Source organism: Mesorhizobium sp. CA6 (assembly GCF_020165035.1).
Taxonomy (GTDB): domain Bacteria; phylum Pseudomonadota; class Alphaproteobacteria; order Rhizobiales; family Rhizobiaceae; genus Mesorhizobium.
Genome location: NZ_JAIUHI010000005.1, coordinates 89,440 through 108,789 on the forward strand (window position 1 = coordinate 89,440; position 19,350 = coordinate 108,789).

Here is a 19,350-nt window from a genome sequence, read left to right on the forward strand (position 1 = left end):
AGATTATTCGCGAACGGCCACGGCCAGCACCGAGACGCAGTCGCCAGCCTTGACCAGGCCCGGGAAATGACGCGCGGCGAGCAGCCCCGACATCCTTGCCCTGATCTCCTGCGGCGGCTGCCCGGTGCGCCCGACCGGATGGATGCGCGCGACCACCTGGCCGTCCTTCAAAGGCTCGCCGAGGTCGACCACCGTCTCGATCATGCCGTCATCCTCGGCGAAGGCGAAGCAATCGCCCGACGGCATGTCCAGCCATTGGGTTCTGCCCTTCTCGACCTCACCATCGACGATGCCGGCGTGGCGGAGCACGTTGAGGATGCCGCGCCGGGCGATCCGCACCGTCTCGGCGCGCGAGGTTCCGCCGCCGCCGAGCTCGGTAGTGACGAAGACCTTGCCCATCTCCTCGGCGGCCGTGTCATACATGCCGACCGCGTCGATCTCGGTCATGCGCATCGAGAACGGCGCCGAGAAAGCCTCGACGGCGGCGAAGGCTTTCTTCTCCTGGGCCTTGTCCGGCAGCGTATGCGCCGCGCAGAACGGCACGAAGTCCAGCGTCTTGCCGCCGGAATGGAAGTCGAAGACGATGTCCGCGCGCGGCAGCAGCTCGCGCTGGAAATAGTCGGCGATCTTCTCCGTCACTGTGCCGTCCGGGCGCCCAGGGAAAGAGCGGTTCATGTTGCCCTTGTCGATCGGCGAGGTGCGCGTGCCGGCCCGGAAGGCCGGATAGTTCATCGCCGGCAAGATGATGACCGTGCCGGAGACATTTTTCGGATCGAGCGTGCGGGCGAGTTCGTAGAGCGCCAGCGGCCCCTCATATTCGTCGCCGTGATTGCCGCCGGTGAGCAGCGCCGTCGGGCCCTTGCCGTTGCGCACGACGCAGACCGGGATCATCACCGAGCCCCAGGCGGAATCATCGCGGCTGTAGGGCAGGCGCAGGAAGCCGTGCTGGACGCCGTCGCGCTCGAAGTCGACGGTGGGCGTGATCGGCGAGGGACGCAAAGCGGACATCGGCTCAGTCCTTCACGAACAGCTTGCGCGGCACGTTGGCCAGGCACTCGACGCCGGTGTCGGTGATCAGGATCGACTCGGTGATCTCCAACCCCATCGTCTCCAGCCACAGTCCGGTCATGAAATGGAAGGTCATGCCGGGCTTGAGCTCGGTGCGGTCGCCGGGGCGCAGGCTCATGGTGCGCTCACCCCAGTCCGGCGGATAGGAGATGCCGATCGGGTAGCCGGTGCGGTTGTCCTTGACGATGCCGTATTTCTTCAACACGGCGAAGAAGGCGTTGGCGATATCTTCGCAGGTGTTGCCGGGCTTGGCGGCCGCGAGGCCGGCTTCCATGCCTTCCAGCGTCGCCTTCTCGGCGTCGAGGAAGGCCTGGGTCGGCTTGCCGAGAAACACGGTGCGCGACAGCGGACAATGATAGCGATTGTAGCAGCCGGCGATCTCGAAGAACGTGCCTTCATTCACCTTCATCGGCTTGTCGTCCCAGGTGAGATGGGGCGCCGAGGCGTCCGCTCCCGACGGCAAGAGCGGCACGATCGCCGGATAGTCGCCGCCGATGCCGGCGACGCCGCGCGTGCCGGCATCGTAGATCTCGGCGACCAAATCGCATTTGCGCATGCCGACCTCTATTTTGTCGACGATCCGCTGGTGCATCGCCTCGACGATACGGGCGGCGTTGCGCATATACTCGATCTCGGTCGGGCTTTTCACGGCGCGCTGCCAGTTCACCAGCGCTGTGGCGTCGGCAAAGCGGGCGTTGGGCAGGTGCTTCTGCAACGCCGCGAAGGCTGCGGCCGAAAACCAGTAATTGTCCATCTCGACGCCGATGCTGAGCTTGTCCCAGCCGCGCCCGGCCAGCACGCTGGCGAGGTAATCCATCGGATGCCGCTCGGTCGACTGCACATAATGGTCGGCGTAGCCGATGATGTTGTCATGCGCGAGATACGCGGTGCGCTTGGCGCCGTTGGCGTCTTGGCCGCGGCCGTACCAGACCGGCTCGCCGGAAGGCGGCACGATGACGGCCTGATGCACATAGAACGACCACCCGTCATAGCCCGTCAGCCAGGCCATGTTGGAGGGATCGCTGACGATCAGCAGATCGACGCCTTTAGCCTCCATGGCTTTTCGTGTCTTGGCGAGGCGCTCCGCATATTCGCCGCGCGAGAATTTCAAATTTGGCTGCATTTTGTTGTCCTCGTTTGTTGGGCCTGGCGGCCAGCATCAACTTTCGAAATCGAGCCCGGCATTGGCGGCGCGCGCACGGTCGCGAGCCAAAGTGGCGATTGCGGTGTCCTGCACGCCGGTGCCGGTGAGGTCGGCGATGGTGATGTCGCTGGCCGAGCGCCGTCCCGGCTTGCTGCCGGCGATGATCTGGCCAAGTTCCGTGACCTCGGCGTCGGCGGCGAAGACCGCCGCCTCGATGGCGTGGTGGAGCTCGCCGAGGCGCCGCGTCTGCTTGGCGCTGTCGGCAACGTAGAGATCGGCCATGCGCAGGATCGCCGGCGCGATCTCGTTCTTGTGCTCGGCGTCTGAGCCCATGGCGGTGATGTGTTGGCCGGCGGTGACGAAACCGGCCTTGACCAGCGGTTCGGTCGACGGCGTTGTGGTGACGATGATGTCGGCGCCCGCTGCCGCGTTCGCCGCATCCGGCTCGGCCCGCACGAGAATACCGAGCTTCTCGCGCAGGCGCGCGGCGGTGGCTTCAGCCTTGGCGGCGTCGCGCGCCCAGATGCGCGCTTCCTCGATCGGTCTGACGAGACGCAGCGCTTCCAACTGCAGGCCGGCCTGCAGGCCGGCGCCGAAGATCGCGGCCACGCTGGAGTCTTGGCGCGACAAATGCTTGGCCGCGACCGCGCCGGCGGCGGCCGTGCGGATGTCGGTGAGATAGCCATTGTCGAGCAGCAGCGCCTCGACCACACCGGTCTTGGCCGAAAGCAGCACCATCATGCCGCCGCCGCTCGGCAGGCCAAGCGTCGGATTGTCGAAGAAACCGGAGCTTATCTTGACGGCGAAACCGTCAATGCCCGGCACATAGGCAGACTTCACGTCGACCTCGCCGCGATGCTCGTGAATGTCGAGTCGCAGGATCGGTGGCATCGCCACCGGCAGGGTGGCCAAGGCGCGAAAAGCGTCCTCGACGCAGGCAACGGCGTCCAGATCGAGCGTCACGATCCTGCGCAGATCACTCTCGGTGAGAATGGTTATGCGGCTCATGCTGCGCGCTCCGCGATTGTCTCGCCGCAGACGATGCGGCGGTGCAGGTCCATGTCGATGTTCTTGCCGGAGAGGATGAGAACAGTGGGGCCGCTCACTTTGACCTTGCCGGCAAGCAGCGCGCCGATGCCGACGGCGCCGGCGCCTTCGACTATCTCGCGCTCCTCTTCATACGCATGGCGGATGCCGGCGGCGATCTCGTCCTCGGCCAGCAGGACGACGTCGTCGAGCAGTCCCCGGCACATGGCAAAGGTCAGCCGGTTGTCGAGCCCGATGCCGCCGCCGAGCGAATCCGCCAGCGTCGGCAGTTCCTCGACCTGCACCGGCCGGCCGGCGTCGAGGCTGGCCTTCATCGCAGCACCGCGCGCCATCGAGATGCCGATGACTTTGGTGCGCGGGCTCACGCCTTTGACCGCCGCCGCCACACCGGCTGCCAGCCCGCCGCCGGAGAGCGGCACCAGCACGCTTGCCGCGTCCGGAACCTGCTCCATGATTTCCAGCCCGAGCGTGCCTTGCCCGGCGACGATATCGGGATGGTCGAAGGGCGGTAGCATGACCAGCCCTTCATCCGCCACCAGCCTGTCGACTTCCTGCTGGGCGTCATCCTGGCTGTTGCCGACGATGCGGATATCCGCGCCGAGGCGACGGATGGCGTCGAGCTTGTTTCCCGGCACCAGCCTCGACATGCAGATCACCGCGCGGATGCCTTCGAGCTTCGCCGCATGCGCCAGCGCGCGGCCGTGATTGCCGGTCGAGGCGGCGACGACGCCGCGCGATTTTTCTTCCGCGCTCAATGCTGCGATCGCATTGGAAGCGCCGCGTAGCTTGAACGCGCCGGTGGTCTGGTGATGCTCCAGCTTGAGATGAACGGGACGGCCAGCGCGGTCCGAGAGGCTTTGCGACAGCACGATGGGTGTCCGCTCGACCTTGCCTGCAATGCGCTCGCGCGCCGCGCGAATATGCTGAAGCTCAACAATCATTTCGATCACGGGCATTTCGTTCACTGGGCCAGCGGCTTCGTCCACAGCCGGCCGAATTCGGGCCGGGGCGTTTCGTCGCCGCACAGCCGCAGGCAGTTCCAGCCGCTGGCCTGGTTGCTGGTGACGACCGGACGTCCGATCGCCTCTTCCATGCCGGGAACCGCCAGTGCGGCGCGCAACGCAGTGCATGAGACGAACAGCGCATCGGCCTGCGGATGGGTGACCTTGCGTGCCAACTCGACCAGGGACGCCGGCGTGATGCGCGCCATCTCGCGGTCATCCTCGAAACCGAGGCAGGTGAAGCTTTCGATATCGAAGCCGTGCGCGGCGAAATAGCCGGCCATCGGCCGGCTGGTCTCGACGGTGTAAGGGGTCAGGATGCTGATGCGCTTCACCCCGAAAGCGTTCAGGCCGCGCACGCCGGCCATCGGTGGGGTGACGACGGGCACGCCGGGCTTGGCTGCATGGATCGCCTGCTCGATCTCGGCATCGCCGATCACCACCGACGCAGAGGTGCACGAGTAGCATATCGCATCGAGCGCCTCGTCCGGCAGGATCAGCGCCGCGCCCGCCGAAAGCGACGGCTGCATCTTGCGCAGGTTTTCCGGAGTCGTCGGGTTGGCGTAGGGGATGCGCGCGACATAGACGCCGATCCGCCCGCTCGCCACCATGCGGCGGAAGTCCACCTCGCTGGTGTGGTCGGTCGCAAGCGCAATCAGTCCGACGCGCTTTTCCAGCGGACGCGAGTCCAGCGTGGGGCGCGCCGCTTCGAGGCGAATCTCGGGCAATGCTTTCATGACTTTCATCTTTCGATCCTGCCGTAGCGATGCTCCAGCCAGCGCAACAGCACGACGGAGCAGAGGCTGATGACGAGGAAGAAGGCGCCGACCAACGTCATTGGTTCGATGTAGCGGTAATAGGTGTTGGCAACGCTCTTGGCCTGGTTCATCAGTTCCAGCACGGTGATCGCCGACAGCAGCGGCGTCTCCTTGAACATGGCGATGAAATAGTTGGCCAGGGCCGGGATCATCGGCGGGATCGCCTGCGGCAGGATGACATGCGTCCAGGTGTGGCGGCCGCCCAGATTGCAGGCCTTGGCAGCTTCCCACTGGCCGCGCGGCACATTGTCGATGCCGGCGCGGTAAACCTCGGCCGTGTAGGTGCCGTAATGCAGGCCGAGCCCGATGACCCCCGCCACCAGCGGCGGCAGCAGGATACCGATATCGGGCAGCACGTAGAAGATGAAATAGAGCTGCACCAGGAGCGGCGTGCCGCGGATGAACTCGGCGAACCAGCCGACGCTGCGCGCGACGATGCGGTTCTCCGAGCGCCGCGCCAGCGCGATCCCAAGCCCCACGATCGCCGCCAGGACCGAGCCGAGCACCGTCGCCAAGATGGTGATCTTCACCCCCTGGATCAGGGTTGGCATAATCTCCCAGACGAAGTTCCAATCCCAGTCCATTATTTGGCCCATTCCATCAGACGCGCACTCCGTCGAGGCCGCGCGCCATGCGGCGCTCCAGCGTGCGAATGCCCCAGGAGATAATCAGCGCCAGCGCGAAATAGATGACGAGAACGGAGAGGAAGGGCATCAGCGTGCTGCCGGTCTGCGAGCGCACCACCTGCGCCTGGAAAGTCAGGTCGGCGAGCGAGATAAGCGAGACGACGGAGGTTGCCTTGAGCAGCTCGATCGCGTTGTTGCCGAAGGTCGGCAGCATGACCAGCAGCGCCTGCGGCAGGATCACATGGCGCATGCCTTGCCAGCGGCCGAGATTGAGCGCCGTGCAGGCCTCGTATTGCTCGCGGCCGACCGACAGGATGGCGCCGCGCACGACTTCCGCCGCATAGGCGCCGACATTCAAACCCAGCGCCAGCACGCCGGCCTGCAGCGGCGTCAGCGACAGGCCGGCGAAAGGCAGCACGAAATAGGCCCAGAACAGCTGCACGAAGATCGAGGTGCCGCGGAAGAATTCGATGTACGTCGTCGCCAACGCGCGGATGATGAAGAAGCGCGACACGCGCCCCATGCCGGCCAGAAAGGCCATGATCAGCGCAAGCACCGACCCCATCAGCGTCAGCTCGATGGTGACAAGAGCTCCCTGCAATATCAGGCCGAGATAGCCGGACCACTGGGTCATAAAACTAGAAGTTTCCAACGTTGATGTGCTTGGCGCCTCCCATCGACAGAGAGATGCCGGTTTACCCTCCATAGCTGCAGCGCAGCTGCTGCGTAGGATGGGCAGGCAGATGAGGGGCGGAACCAGCCTTACAGAACTTGGCGCCGCCCCTCATCCGGCTCTTCGAGCCACCTTCTCCCCGCAAGCAGGGAGAAGGCAAAGAGCATTATTTCGCCGCGCAGAGCTTCTCGCGCGTCGTCGACATCGCCGCCTTGGCGGAGAAGCCGTAGGGCTCGATGATCTTGGCGAACTCGCCGGACTTCTTCATCTTGGCGAGCTCGACGTCATAGGCGTCGCGCAGTGCCTCGTCGCCTTTCTTGAAGGCCGCGCCATCGCAATAGACCGGCGCGCCCTGCACCGGCGCGATCACTTCGAGGTTCGGGTCGTTGGCCTTCTTCATCAGGTCGTTGATCGAGAGCACAGGCAACGAATAGGCGTCGATACGGCCGTCCTGCACCATCTTCAGGCCGCTCTGGCCGTCCGGCACGACGATGACGCGATCGCGCGGCACGCCGGCAGTGAGCGCCAGCTTCTCCTCGGTGCCGCCGCCCGGCGCACCGACCGTGGCGGAGCTGTCCTTGGCGATGTCCTCGTAGCTCTTGAAGCCCTTCGGGTTGCCCTTCTTCACCAGCATCGCTTCGGCATCGCAAAGCACCGGCTCGGAATAGGCGACCGCCGCGCAACGCTCCGGCTTCATGAACAGGCCGGCGGTGACGACGTCGAAGCGGCCGGCCTGCAGGCCGGGGATCATCGCGCCGTATTCGGAGATGGAAGCGACGATGTCGTTGACGCCGAGACGCTTGAAGATCTCGCGCGCCACGTCGGGCGCCGCGCCCGATACCTTCCCGTCGGCGGCGACCGCCGTATAGGGCGGCTCGTTGGCGATGGCGACGCGGGCGAAGCCTTGCTGCTTGAGCTGCTCCAGCTTGGCGTCATCCGCCGACCGCGCGCCGGGGGCGAGCAGCATCGCGGTGATCGCGAGGCCGGCGACGCCAGCCAGAATGCCAAGTTTCTTCATTGTTCCCAACTCCTTGTTTGTCTTCTTGGTTTGCCTGGTTCGGGCGGCCTTTGACCGCCCGTGGACGGCTTGCGCCGCCCGCTCGCATTGCAGTCAGACGCGATGTCCGGCCGCGATGATCTTCTTCAGGAAGCTCTGCGTTCTTTCCTGTTTGGGATGGCGGAAAATCTCATCGGGCTTGCCTTCCTCGACGATCCTGCCGCGGTCGAAGAACAGCACGCGGTCGGCGAAGTCGTGGGCGAAGCCCATCTCATGGGTGACCAGAAGCATCGTCATGTCGGTCTCGGCGGCGAGCTTGCGCATGACGTTGAGCACTTCCTCGACGAGCTCGGGGTCGAGCGCCGAGGTGACCTCATCGAACAGCATGATCTTGGGCGACAGCGCCAGCGCCCGGGCGATCGCCACGCGCTGCTTCTGGCCGCCGGAGAGCTGCGCCGGCATCGCCTTCGCCTTGTCCGCAAGTCCGACCATGTCGAGCAGTTCCATCGCCCGCTTCTCGGCGGCGGCGCGCGCGACGCCCTTGGTCAGCATCGGCGCCAGGGTCACATTGTCCATGACGCATTTGTGCGGGAAGAGATTGAACAGCTGGAAGACCATGCCGATCTTCTGGCGCATCCTGGCCAGGTGCCGCTCGTCGGCCGGCAGCAGCTGGCCGTTGCGCTCCATGTGGTAGAGCTGCTCGCCGTCGATCTGGATATGGCCGCCGTCGATCTTCTCCAGCGTCATCAGGATGCGCAGGATCGTCGTCTTGCCGGAACCGGACGGGCCGATCAGCGCCAGCTTCTCGCCAGGCATGACCTGCATCGACAGGCCGTCCAGCACCTTGAAGGCGCCGAAGCTCTTCGAAATCGCATCAACCTTGATGATGGGCGCGGGCAATCCATGTCCCCGTTCTGGAGAAGCCTATGTCCTTAACGATGCGAAACGTGCCAAATCATGTCAATTGGGAAAATAATATCATGACAATATTTCCGGCACGGCACAATTTCAGGGCAATCTTCGTCCGCTTGTGATCAGATGGCGAGCAGGAGATGCTCCGGATCGCCGAGCAGCAGTTTGGCGACAACGCTCAGGCCCGCCCGCAGTTCCCCCTCGGTGGTCGATCCGAGCGAGATGCGCACGGCCGGATGCCAGGGCGTGTCGGCGATGCGGAACGAGGTGCCCGGCGCGATCGCCACCCCCCGCAGGCGCGCCTGCGCGACAAAGCTCTCCTCGGCCCGGTCGCCCGGCAGCTCGAGCCACAGATGCAGCCCGTCGCGATGACAGCGATAGTCGACACCCGTGAGCACTTCCGCGGCGATCTCCTGGCGGCGCCTCAGCGCGCCACGCTGCCAGTTGACCAGTTCCATCGCTGTGCCGTCGGTCACCCAGCGCGTAGCGATCTCTGCAACCATCGGCGTCGCCATCCAGTTCGAGACTAGGTGGCGGTTGGCGACGGCCGCGACATAGCGGTCCGGTACCGCGAGATAGCCGATGCGCAGGCCTGGCACGACGATTTTGGTGAAGGAGGTGACGTAGAGCGTCCGTTCCGGCGCGAAGGCGGCAACCGCCGGCGGCTTGCCTTCAACCAGCGGCCCGAGCACGTCGTTCTCGATGATGGCAATGTCGTGCTTGCGCGCGACCGCCGCGATCTGCTCGCGCCTTGTGGCGTCCATCAGCGTCGCCGTCGGGTTGATCACCGACGGCTGCACGAACACAGCGCGAATGTCCGAGAGGCGGCAGGCCTCGTCGAGCGCTTCGGGGACCAGCCCATTGCCGTCGATCGGCAGGCCTTCGAGGTTGAAGCCGAGATAGCGCGCAAGCGGGATCAGCGTGTGGTGGCCGATCGCCTCGGTGGCGACCGTCGAGCCGGGCGGCGCGACGCTCATCAGCGCCACCGTCATGCCGGCAGTGGCGCCGTTGGTCAGGCTGATGTTCTGCGGCGAGGCTTCAAGGCCGCAAAGTTTCAGCCATTCGACCGCGACCGCGCGGTGGCGCGGGAAAACCATGTTGGGCCGGAACGACAGCGCCGAGCTCGACGGCAGGTTCTCGGCCAGCCAGCCCAGCGCCTGCTTCAGTTTCTCCAGATGCATCGGCTCGCAGACCGGCTTCAGGATGGAGAGGTCGATGACCTCGCCAAGCCGTTCCGGGATGTAGGGCGGCTCGGGCTCGCGACGCTGCGTCTGCACGAAACTGCCGCGGCCGACCTCGCCGGAAATCAGTCCCCGGCGGATCAACTCCTCATAGGCGCGGCTGACGGTTTGCACCGAAAGCTTCAGATCGTCCGCCAGCCGGCGATGCGTCGGCAGCCGCGTGCCGTTGGCCAGCCGCCCGTCATGGATGGCGCGCGCGAACTGGTCGGCCAGCGAGAGATAGGCCGGCCGGCGGATGAGAGCAGGATCTGGCTGCCAAAATGTCATGACTTATTAGAGATCGAAATCAGTGCAATTGACAATCGAAATAATGCATCGTCATGGTGTCCGCAACGAAAGGCGGACCCGCATGGCGGCAGCGAAACTCGACCCGATCGACCTCAGGATTCTCGACGCCATCCAGCGCGACGGACGCATCACCAAGCTCGCGCTGGCCGAGAAGGTCGGCCTGTCGCCGACGCCGTGCTGGATGCGGCTGCGCAAGCTGGAGAAGGCCGGCATCGTCTCCGGCTATCACGCCGCGATCGCCATGCGTGTCATCGCGCCGGTGGCGACGGTGCTGATGGAGGTGACCCTGGCCAATCATCGCCAGGCTGACTTCGACCGCTTCGAGCGGGTGGTGCGCGATATCCCGGAGATCGTCGCCTGCTGGTCGGTGGGCGGCGGCGTCGACTACGTGCTGAAAGTGATGGCGCGCGACATCGACGCCTATCAGCGGCTGGTCGACGGCCTGCTTGAGCGCGAGATCGGCATCGACCGCTACTTCACCTACATCGTCACCAAGACGGTCAAGGACGAGACCGTGCTGCCGGTGGCCGATCTGCTGCCGGAATAAGGGTGAGTCGGTCTCACGATCAGCGTGGAGATTAGCCGAAACGTCCGTCACTTCGTCATCCACGGGCGGAGCAAGGAGCGAAGCGACGCGGCGCAGACCCGAGGATCCATTCCGTAACGCCAAGGCGTTGCAACGGTGCAGAATTCTGCTCCGCTGCGCCCTTCGATCAAGGTCACGGAATGGATCCTCGGGTCTACGCGTCCGCTTCGCTTCCGCTCCGCCCGTGGATGACGAAGTTGTGGAGGCGACCAATTTCACCGGTTGGTGGCATCCGGCGGCTGGTAAGCTAGAGAGATTGACCTGCTCTCCCGGACAAATAGAGATAATCTCTCTCTGTCAGCCTGTCGAAACAGCCTCTTTGTCCCGATCTCGCGACTAGTCTCTTCACATCGCCTCGGCACCGGGAGTCCCGACTGATGTCCGCACATTTTGCCCGTACCAACCACCATGACGCGCTCGACCGCCTCGCCGATCGCCGGCTGCTGCGCGCGCTCGCCTATGTCGATGGCCACTGGACAGCGAGCGAAGCGGCGGCAAGTTTTGAGGTTACCGATCCGGCCACCGGCGCTACCGTCGCCTTCGTAGCCGCGCTCGATGCCGCCCAGACGACAAATGCGATCAATGCCGCGTCCCGCTCGTTTCCCGGCTGGCGCTCGGCGCTGCCGCAGGAGCGCTCGAAAATCCTGCGAAAATGGTTCGATCTGATCGTCGCCGCCAAGGATGATCTGGCGCTGCTGATGACGCTCGAGCAGGGCAAGCCGCTGAAGGAATCGCTTGGCGAGATCGACTACGCCGCGTCCTTTATCGAGTGGTATGCCGAGGAAGCGAAACGCCTCAACGCCGAAAGCGTCACCAGCCATCTGCCGAATGCCGAGATGTCGGTGCGCCGCGAGCCGCTCGGCGTGATCGGTGTCGTCACGCCCTGGAATTTTCCGTCGGCCATGCTCACCCGCAAGGCGGCGGCAGCTTTGGCTGCGGGCTGCACGGTGGTGGCGCATCCGTCCTCGGAGACGCCGCTGTCGGCCCTGGCTCTGGCTGAGCTCGGCGAGCGTGCCGGGCTGCCGGCAGGCGTCTTCAACGTCGTCACCGGCGATGCGCGCACGATTGTCGGCGCGATGTGCGCCGATGCGCGGGTCCGCGCGATGAGCTTCACCGGCTCGACCGAGGTCGGCCGGCTGATCGCCGCGCAGAGCGCTGCGACGATGAAACGACTGGTGATGGAGCTCGGCGGCCACGCGCCGCTGATCGTCTTCGACGACGCCGACATCGATAAGGCCGTGGCGATCGCGCTCGATGCCAAATTCGCCACCTCCGGCCAGGATTGCCTCGCCGCCAACCGCATCTATGTGCAGCGGCCGATCTATGATCGCTTCTGCGCCGCTTTCGCCCGCCGCATCGAGCAGCTCCGCACCGGCAATGGCTTATCGGCAGACGCCGATATCGGACCGCTGATGCATGAGCGCGCGGTCAAGAAGGTCGAGGAGCAGGTGGCCGACGCGCTCACCCACGGCGCGCGCTGCCTGACCGGGGGCAGGCGTCACGCGGCCGGGCAGCTGTTCTACCAGCCGACGCTGCTCGCCGATGTGCCGGACGAAGCGCTGATCATGCGCGAAGAAACCTTCGGCCCTGTCGCGGCTGTGACGCCATTCGACGACGAGGCGGAAGTCGTCACCCGCGCCAACGCCACGGAATATGGCCTGGTCGCCTATGTCGTCACCGAAAACGGCGCGCGCCAGGCGCGCATGGGCCGCGCCTTGGAGTACGGCATGGTCGCCATAAACCGGGTCAAGATCACCGGCGCGCCGATCCCTTTCGGCGGCGTCAAGCAATCAGGCATCGGCCGCGAAGGCTCCCGCCACGGCCTCGAAGCTTTTACAGACCTCAAATACCTTTGCCTCGACGTAGCCTAAGCTACGCAGGCCTCATTCTCGTCAGGAGTCAAAAATGCTCGAACAGTCCAACGAACTCTCCGCTTGGGATCGCGACCACTTCTTCCATCCCTCGACGCATATGGGCACGCACGCGCGCGGTGAATCGCCGGCCCGCATCATGGCCGGCGGCGAAGGCGTCACCGTCTGGGACAACACCGGCAAGAAGAGCATCGATGCCTTCGCCGGCCTCTATTGCGTCAATGTCGGTTACGGCCGCCAGAAGATCGCCGACGCCATCGCCGAGCAGGCGAAGAACCTCGCCTACTACCACGCCTATGTCGGGCATGGCACCGAGGCCTCGATCCGGCTCTCCAAGATGATCATCGACCGCGCGCCGAAGGGCATGAGCCGAGTCTATTTCGGTCTCTCCGGCTCGGATGCCAACGAGACCAACATCAAGCTGATCTGGTATTACAACAACGTTCTCGGCCGGCCGGAGAAGAAGAAGATCATCTCGCGCTGGCGCGGCTATCACGGCTCGGGCATCATGACTGGGTCGCTGACCGGGCTCGAGCTGTTCCACAACGCCTTCGACTTGCCGCGGGCGCCGATCCTGCACACGGAAGCGCCGTATTATTTCCGCCGCGCCGACCGCTCGATGAGCGAGGAGCAGTTCTCGCAATATTGCGCCGACAAGCTGGAAGAGATGATCCTGGCCGAGGGCCCGGACACGGTCGCGGCCTTCATCGGCGAGCCGATCCTCGGCACGGGCGGCATCGTGCCGCCGCCGGCCGGTTACTGGCAGAAGATCCAGGCTGTGCTGAATAAATATGACGTGCTGCTCGTCGCGGACGAGGTGGTGACCGGCTTCGGGCGTCTCGGCACCATGTTCGGCTCCGACCATTACGGGATCAAGCCGGACCTGATCACCATCGCCAAGGGCCTGACCTCGGCCTATGCGCCGCTCTCCGGCGTCATCGTCGCCGACAAGGTCTGGCAGGTGCTGGTCAAGGGCTCGGACAAGCTTGGCTCGCTCGGCCATGGCTGGACCTATTCGGCGCACCCGATCTGCGTTGCCGCCGGTGTCGCCAATCTCGAGCTGATCGACGAGATGGACCTGGTGCGGAACGCCGGCGAGACCGGAGCTTACTTCCGCGCAGAGTTGGCCAAGGCAGTCGGCGGACACAGGAATGTCGGCGAGGTGCGTGGCGATGGCATGCTGGCCGCCATCGAGTTCGTCAAGGACCGCGACGACCGCGTCTTCTTCGATCCGGCGCTGAAGGTCGGGCCGCAGATCGCCACCGCGCTCGCCGCCAGCGGCGTCATTGGCCGCGCCATGCCGCAGGGCGATATCCTCGGTTTCGCGCCGCCGCTCTGCCTGACGCGCGAGGAAGCCGACATCGTCGTCGCCAAGACCGCCGACGCCGTGAACAGCGTATTGGCCAGCATCTGAGAAGTGACATCCGAGAAGCGACATGAATGCCATGACCAGAACTCTTCCCGCCACCATGGCCGCCGTGCAGCTTACGGGCCATGGCGGCCTTGAGAAGCTCGTCTACCGCACGGATGTGAAGGTGCCGGCACCTGCCGCCGGCGAGGTGCTCGTCAAGGTCAGCGCCTGCGGCATGAACAACACCGATGTCTGGGTGCGCCAGGGCGCCTATGGCACGGAGGAAGATGCCGAGGCGGTGTCGACCTGGCGCCGGCAAGGCAACACTCTGACCTTCCCGCGCATCCAGGGCACCGACACTGTTGGCACGATCGTCGCCGTCGGCGACGGCGTGTCCGCGGAGCGCATCGGCGAGCGCGTCATGGTCGATTTCTCGATCTATAATCGCGACGACGATTCGCTGGCCGACATCGACTATATGGGCCACGGCCGTGACGGCGGTTATGCAGAATACCAGGCGCTGCCGGCCGAGAACGCGCATGTCGTCGACACCGATCTGAGCGATGTCGAGCTAGCCACCTTCTGCTGCGCCTATCTCACCGGCGAGCAGATGCTGGAGCGGGCGGCGCTAAAAGCTGGCGAGCGTGTGCTGGTCACCGGCGCCTCCGGCGGTGTCGGCTCCGGCATCGTGCAACTGGCGAGGGCGCGGGGCGCCATCCCCTATGCCGTCGTCGGCAAGGGCAAGGAACAGGCCGTGCTCGACATTGGCGTCGAGAAGGTGATCACGCGCGGCGTGGCCGACCTGCTCACCGCCGTCAACGAAGCGACTGGCGGCCAACCCATCGACGTGGTCGCCGACCTCGTCGGCGGCGCCATCTTCAACGACCTCCTACGCATCCTGCGGCCCGAAGGCCGCTACACGACTGCCGGCGCGATCGCCGGGCCGGTCGTGCAGCTCGACCTCCGCACCATGTATCTGAAGCAGCTCCAACTCCACGGCTCGAGCCAAGGCACCCGCGCGGATTTCCGCCGCATCGTGCGCTACATCGAGGAAAAGAAGATCAAGCCGCTGGTCGGCGGCGTCTACAAACTGTCGGACTTCCACCGCGCTCAGACCGACTTCATGGGCAAGGACTTTGTCGGCAAGCTGGTGGTGGTGCCGGACGCGATGTGGAGCGGCGCCTGACCCAGGAAAGAGGCCGGCTCGGGGTCGGCGGCTCGCCGTAGCATTCCGTCCGGAATTCGGTAAAAGATAGGATGCTTTCGCCGTTCCCACGAAACGCTGTGGCGTCGCAGACACGCAGCGCTGCGCGGAGGCGTGGCTCGCAGATGGTGACACTGCATCGACAGACGGCGACGCGCTTACCCAGGTCATTGCGGCGCCGAGGTCTCTGGGTTATTTTAGCAGCTGGTTGAATGCGCGATCTGCCTTGCCATCGCAGGCGCGTTCCTTGCCGTCTTGGCAGATTGTGAAGTCTTTAACAGACCGCGATGCCGCAAGCTGCGTTCTTGTGGCCGACAGGTGATAGCAGTTAGGGATTTTACCATGCTGCGATGCTGCGCGCTGATAGCAGCCTTGATCCTCGTGGGCCTCGCGACGGTGCAGGCGCACGCCGATCGAAGGGTTGCGCTTGTCATCGGCAATTCCGAATATCGCGAAATCCCTGCGCTGAAAAATCCGGACAAGGATGCCGACGACGTGTCGGGCACGTTCCGGCTGGCCGGCTTCGATGTGTTCGTCGCCAAGGATCTCACCAAGCTCCAGTTCGAGAAGGAATTTCGCAATTATCTCGCGGCGGCGGACGGCGCCGATCTGGCGGTCGTCTACTATTCCGGCCACGGCTTTCAGATCGGCGGCGAGAATTTCCTGATTCCGGTCGACGCCTCGCTCACGGATGCGGCCGACATCGAGGTCCAGGCGGTCAAGCTCGACGACGTCCTGCAACAATTGCGCGCCAAATCGAAGATCCAGGTGATCATCCTCGATGCCTGCCGCAACAATCCGTTCCCGCGCAAGGATTACTGGCTGCGCGACCAGTTGATCGCGGCCGGCGGCACCGGCCTCGCGCAGGTGAAAAGCTCGCTGAACACGCTGATCGCCTTCGCCACGGAACCCGGCGCCGTCGCCTATGACGGGTCCGGCGACCTCAGCCCGTTTTCATCCGCCTTCTCGCGCCGCGCGCTGGCGCCGAACCAGGAGATACGCTCGGTCATGGCGACCGTCCGCCGCGATGTGGTCGAGGCCACCAAGGGCGCGCAGGTTCCCTGGGAAAATTCCTCGCTGATCGACGAGGTGGTGCTGATGCGCCGCGCCAGCCGGCCGGCTTTGCCGCCGGTGCTGGAAAAGACCGTACCGTCGGGCGTCGGTCCGGTCGCGCTCGACCTGCCGGTGCCGGTCGATGTCGATGGCGGCGCGGTCACTATCAGCATCGAAAGGCCGCCGGCGCTGGGGCGTCTGATCCTGGACGGCAAGCCGGTCGCGACGGGCGAGCCGATAGAGGGCAAGGATCTGCCGCGGCTCGCGATGGATGTGCCGAAGGGCGCCGACGCCGAGGACCAGGTCGATATGCTGGCCTATGCCGCGCATGACGAATGGGGCGGCGGATCGCAGGGCATACTGGTGTTCCGGGTCAAGAATGGCGAGGGTGCCGCGGGCAAGCAGCTTGTCGCCTCGCTCGAGTCGAAACAGAAGCAGCAGGTGGTGGAGCGCGGCATCCACATCGCCGGCGCCGCCGAGGCGATCGAGAACCGCGACGTCAAGATTCCGGTCGGTGTCGGCCCGGTGCCGCTGAAGCTGGATTTCCCGACCAACGATCCGGCCGTAAGCGTGAAGCTTGCGAGCTATCCGGCAACCGGGACGCTGTCCCTGCCGGACCGGACCTTGTCGCCGCAATCGAGCCTGATGGCCGACGAGGTCGATAAACTGCGCTACGAACCGCAGATAGGCGCGGTCAAGCCATTGATAGTCGGCGTCGAAATCAGAGCTGACAACACATCGTCGAAGCCGGCGACGATGAAGCTGTCGCCAAGCGTCGATCCCTGCGACACGCAGGCAGGCGAACCCTTGGACCTGCAGGGCGTCGTTCCCGGCCTGTTGCCGAACGAGATCGGCGCCGGCGCGGTGGAGGCCTGCCGGGCGGCCGTGAAGGCCTATCCCGATGTCGCCCGCTTCCACTACGAGCTAGGTCGCGCGCTGCTCGCCGCCGGCAAGGTCGAGGAAGCCAAGAAGGCGATCAAGGAAGCCGCCGACAAGGGGCATGTCCGTGCGGTGTTCGAACTCGGCTACCTCAACGCGACCGGCACGGGTATGCCCGCGAACCGCAAGCAGGCCAACACTTTCTACGCGGCGGCGTCCGATAAGGGCGACCCCTATGGAATGACTTCATGGGGCCGCGCCTTGTTCAACGGCTACGGCGTCGACCGCGATACCGGCAAGGGGCTGGACCTGCTGCTCAAGGCGGCGGCGATGGGCCATACCTATGCGATGAACGACCTTGCGGCGATCTTTACCGAAGGCCGCAACGGCGTGCCGGCCGATCCGGCTCGCGCCGTGGCCTTCCTCAAGGCCGGCGTCGAGCGGCAGGACATGTATTCGATGAACCTGCTTGGCCGCAATTATCTCTCCGGCACGGGGGTCGAGAAGGATCCCAAAACCGCGGTCACGCTGTTCCAGAAATCGATGGATCTCGGCCAGCCCTATGCCCCCGGCAGCCTTGCACGCATGTACAGGGACGGTGTCGGCGTGCAGCAGGATCTGGCAGAGGCGCAAAGGCTGTTCGAGCTGGCGACCGATCGCGGCGATCAGTCGGCCGCATATGATCGCGCGGCGCTGGAGATGCAAAGAGGCGACAAGGCCGACCAGGCGGTGGCCGCGCGCTATCTTGCTTTCGCGGCCGCGCTCGATCTTCGCAACGAGATTCCGGACGCAAAGGCGACGCTCGCGAAATTTGGGGCCAAGGCGAAGACAGCGGCTCTGAAACAGATGCGTGGGGAACTCAAATCCAAGATTTCGGCGGACGGCTCGTTGGACGATCAGCTGGTCAAGACGGCCAGGGCGGTCTGGGAACAAGCCAATCCGCGACGGGACCTGTTCTGATCAGCAAGGAGGCAATGTTGTGGGCTGGGCATCGAAACACGCAATCGTCGCAACAATCCTATCCGGTGCTCTCGCGGTCGCAGGCTGCACGACCGTGACGCCCAGGGTCGAGCCGGCCCCGACGGAGAAGCACAGGACGAAGGCTGTTCGCACGACGACCGCGCCAAAAGTCGTCGAGCGCAAGAAGGTTACCGCCAAGAAACTGATCAAGCCCGTTCAGACCGAGACCGCGCCTGTCGTAACTCCGCCTTCAATTGGCGGTGGCAATAGCGGTGGCGGCGGTGGCGGTGGTTGGGGCGGATAAGCGGTCGATAGCAGGCAGGGCCGCCGTCGCGCGATAGGTGTCGTCACATCCTTCGAGGTCGAGTAGAACCGCTCGCCAAGCCCGGCCAAGTGCTCTATGCTCCGGTCACATGCCGGTATCGAGATCGGGTTGTCCTGGCGGGGGCGTTCCATGTTCGAAGTCGTCGCATTCTGGCGAAAAATGCGAGCCAAGGCCGCGGCTTTTGGCTTGGTCGTAGCCGCGCTGCTGGTCTTCGGATCGCAGGCTGCGAGCGCCGCGCCGAACTGGACGCTCGATCCGTCCGCTTCGGTGCTCACCTACCAGTCGGTCAAGAAGAACACGATCGTCGAGACCAACAAGATCAGGAACATCACCGGCACGCTGAGTTCCGCCGGCGACGCCAGGATCAGCTTCGACCTCAATTCCGTCGATACGGGCGTCGACCTGCGCAACGTTCGCATGCGTTTCCTGTTTTTCGAGACATTCACCTATCCGACGGCCGAAGTGATGGCGAAGGTGGACCCAGCGGCGTTCGCCGATTTGCCTACCAAGCGCCGGGTGAAGACGACACTGCCGTTCCGCCTCAGCCTGCATGGCGTCGACAAGGATCTCGAGGCAAGCGTCGTCGTCACCATGATCAGCGACACCCAGGTTTCCGTCGCTTCGGAAGCGCCCGTCGCGGTCCATGTCGAGGATTTCGGGCTCTTGCCCAACATCGACAAATTGCAGCAGGCGGCCAACGTGACCAACATCGTGCCCACGGCGTCGGTGTCCTTCGATTTCGTCTTCACCGCCGAAGGCGCCAAGCCGGCCGCCGTGCAGACCGTTGCGGCCTCGACCGCCGAGGTCGGCCCCGTCGCCACCGATGCCGCGAAAGCCAATTTCAGCGACGAGGAATGCCTCAACCGGTTTGCCGTGCTCTCGCGCACCGGCGCCATCTATTTCCGCCAGGCGAGCGCGAGGCTCGACGCCAAGAGCCGCCCGCTGCTGGCGGAGGTCGAGGGCGTCGTCGGCAAATGCCCGGCCCTCAAGGTCGAAGTGTCCGGCTATACCGATTCCGACGGATCGCCCGAGGCGAACAAGGCGCTCTCCGAGCGGCGCGCCCAGGCCGTCGCCGATGCGCTTATCGCCGACGGCGTGCCGCGCAACCAGATAAGCTCGGCCGGTTATGGCGAGGACAAGCCGGTCGCCGCCAACGACACGCCCAAGAACAAGGCGCTCAACCGGCGGATCGAATTCTCCGCCAGCAAGCTCACCAACTGAGGTGACGGTGGGTCCTGGTCCGATCGCCTTTTGCGGTGGCCTGCTTCGCGCCGCGGGAGTTGTGGCGCTTGCCCTGATTCTGACG

General features: G+C 64.9%; 16 protein-coding genes. 6 read left to right on the forward strand and 10 right to left on the reverse strand.

Annotated features, from left to right (window positions below):
• Positions 1-3: 3 nt before the first annotated feature.
• From doeB to LB526_RS09285, 10 genes are all read right to left on the reverse strand, one after another.
• Positions 4-1,008, reverse strand: a complete 1,005-nt coding sequence (gene doeB / locus LB526_RS09240) for a N(2)-acetyl-L-2,4-diaminobutanoate deacetylase DoeB (RefSeq protein WP_224627370.1) — start codon at positions 1,006-1,008, stop codon at positions 4-6.
• 4 nt (positions 1,009-1,012) lie between these two features.
• Positions 1,013-2,191 (reverse strand): ectoine hydrolase DoeA, encoded by a 1,179-nt coding sequence (doeA, locus tag LB526_RS09245; RefSeq protein WP_224545007.1) that lies wholly within the window; start codon positions 2,189-2,191, stop codon positions 1,013-1,015.
• Between the two features lie 36 nt (positions 2,192-2,227).
• A complete protein-coding gene (locus LB526_RS09250) occupies positions 2,228-3,220 on the reverse strand; it encodes a cyclodeaminase (protein ID WP_224545008.1) in 993 nt (330 codons plus the stop codon).
• Positions 3,217-4,215, reverse strand: a complete 999-nt coding sequence (gene eutB / locus LB526_RS09255; protein ID WP_411967330.1) for a hydroxyectoine utilization dehydratase EutB — start codon at positions 4,213-4,215, stop codon at positions 3,217-3,219. Before eutB ends, LB526_RS09250 begins: the two co-directional genes overlap by 4 nt.
• A gap of 5 nt (positions 4,216-4,220) precedes the next feature.
• The gene (eutA, locus tag LB526_RS09260) at positions 4,221-4,997 is read right to left on the reverse strand and encodes an ectoine utilization protein EutA (protein WP_224627504.1); all 777 of its coding nucleotides are present in this window, start codon (positions 4,995-4,997) and stop codon (positions 4,221-4,223) included.
• 5 nt (positions 4,998-5,002) lie between these two features.
• Positions 5,003-5,662, reverse strand: a complete 660-nt coding sequence (gene ehuD, locus LB526_RS09265; protein ID WP_224627506.1) for an ectoine/hydroxyectoine ABC transporter permease subunit EhuD — start codon at positions 5,660-5,662, stop codon at positions 5,003-5,005.
• 16 nt (positions 5,663-5,678) lie between these two features.
• Positions 5,679-6,338, reverse strand: a complete 660-nt coding sequence (gene ehuC / locus LB526_RS09270; protein WP_095765846.1) for an ectoine/hydroxyectoine ABC transporter permease subunit EhuC — start codon at positions 6,336-6,338, stop codon at positions 5,679-5,681.
• 205 nt (positions 6,339-6,543) lie between these two features.
• The gene (gene ehuB, locus LB526_RS09275) at positions 6,544-7,344 is read right to left on the reverse strand and encodes an ectoine/hydroxyectoine ABC transporter substrate-binding protein EhuB (protein WP_245340420.1); all 801 of its coding nucleotides are present in this window, start codon (positions 7,342-7,344) and stop codon (positions 6,544-6,546) included.
• 144 nt (positions 7,345-7,488) lie between these two features.
• The gene (gene ehuA / locus LB526_RS09280) at positions 7,489-8,274 is read right to left on the reverse strand and encodes an ectoine/hydroxyectoine ABC transporter ATP-binding protein EhuA (RefSeq protein ID WP_095765843.1); all 786 of its coding nucleotides are present in this window, start codon (positions 8,272-8,274) and stop codon (positions 7,489-7,491) included.
• 134 nt (positions 8,275-8,408) lie between these two features.
• Positions 8,409-9,794 (reverse strand): PLP-dependent aminotransferase family protein, encoded by a 1,386-nt coding sequence (locus tag LB526_RS09285; protein ID WP_224627372.1) that lies wholly within the window; start codon positions 9,792-9,794, stop codon positions 8,409-8,411.
• 82 nt (positions 9,795-9,876) lie between these two features.
• Between LB526_RS09285 and LB526_RS09290 the strand changes: the two genes are divergently transcribed.
• The 6 genes from LB526_RS09290 (at position 9,877) to LB526_RS09315 (ending at position 19,265) form a co-directional block, all read left to right on the forward strand.
• Complete coding sequence (locus LB526_RS09290) at positions 9,877-10,362, forward strand: Lrp/AsnC family transcriptional regulator (protein WP_140844068.1); 486 nt, start codon at positions 9,877-9,879, stop codon at positions 10,360-10,362.
• A gap of 416 nt (positions 10,363-10,778) precedes the next feature.
• The gene (locus LB526_RS09295; protein WP_224627374.1) at positions 10,779-12,272 is read left to right on the forward strand and encodes an NAD-dependent succinate-semialdehyde dehydrogenase; all 1,494 of its coding nucleotides are present in this window, start codon (positions 10,779-10,781) and stop codon (positions 12,270-12,272) included.
• A gap of 34 nt (positions 12,273-12,306) precedes the next feature.
• Positions 12,307-13,686: an aspartate aminotransferase family protein gene (locus LB526_RS09300; protein WP_224627376.1), complete on the forward strand. Its 1,380-nt coding sequence runs from the start codon at positions 12,307-12,309 to the stop codon at positions 13,684-13,686.
• Between the two features lie 22 nt (positions 13,687-13,708).
• Positions 13,709-14,809, forward strand: a complete 1,101-nt coding sequence (locus tag LB526_RS09305) for an alcohol dehydrogenase family protein (protein ID WP_224627377.1) — start codon at positions 13,709-13,711, stop codon at positions 14,807-14,809.
• A gap of 360 nt (positions 14,810-15,169) precedes the next feature.
• Positions 15,170-17,719, forward strand: a complete 2,550-nt coding sequence (locus tag LB526_RS09310) for a caspase family protein (protein WP_224627378.1) — start codon at positions 15,170-15,172, stop codon at positions 17,717-17,719.
• A 454-nt stretch (positions 17,720-18,173) separates the two neighbouring features.
• The gene (locus LB526_RS09315) at positions 18,174-19,265 is read left to right on the forward strand and encodes an OmpA family protein (protein ID WP_224627379.1); all 1,092 of its coding nucleotides are present in this window, start codon (positions 18,174-18,176) and stop codon (positions 19,263-19,265) included.
• Positions 19,266-19,350: the final 85 nt, after the last annotated feature.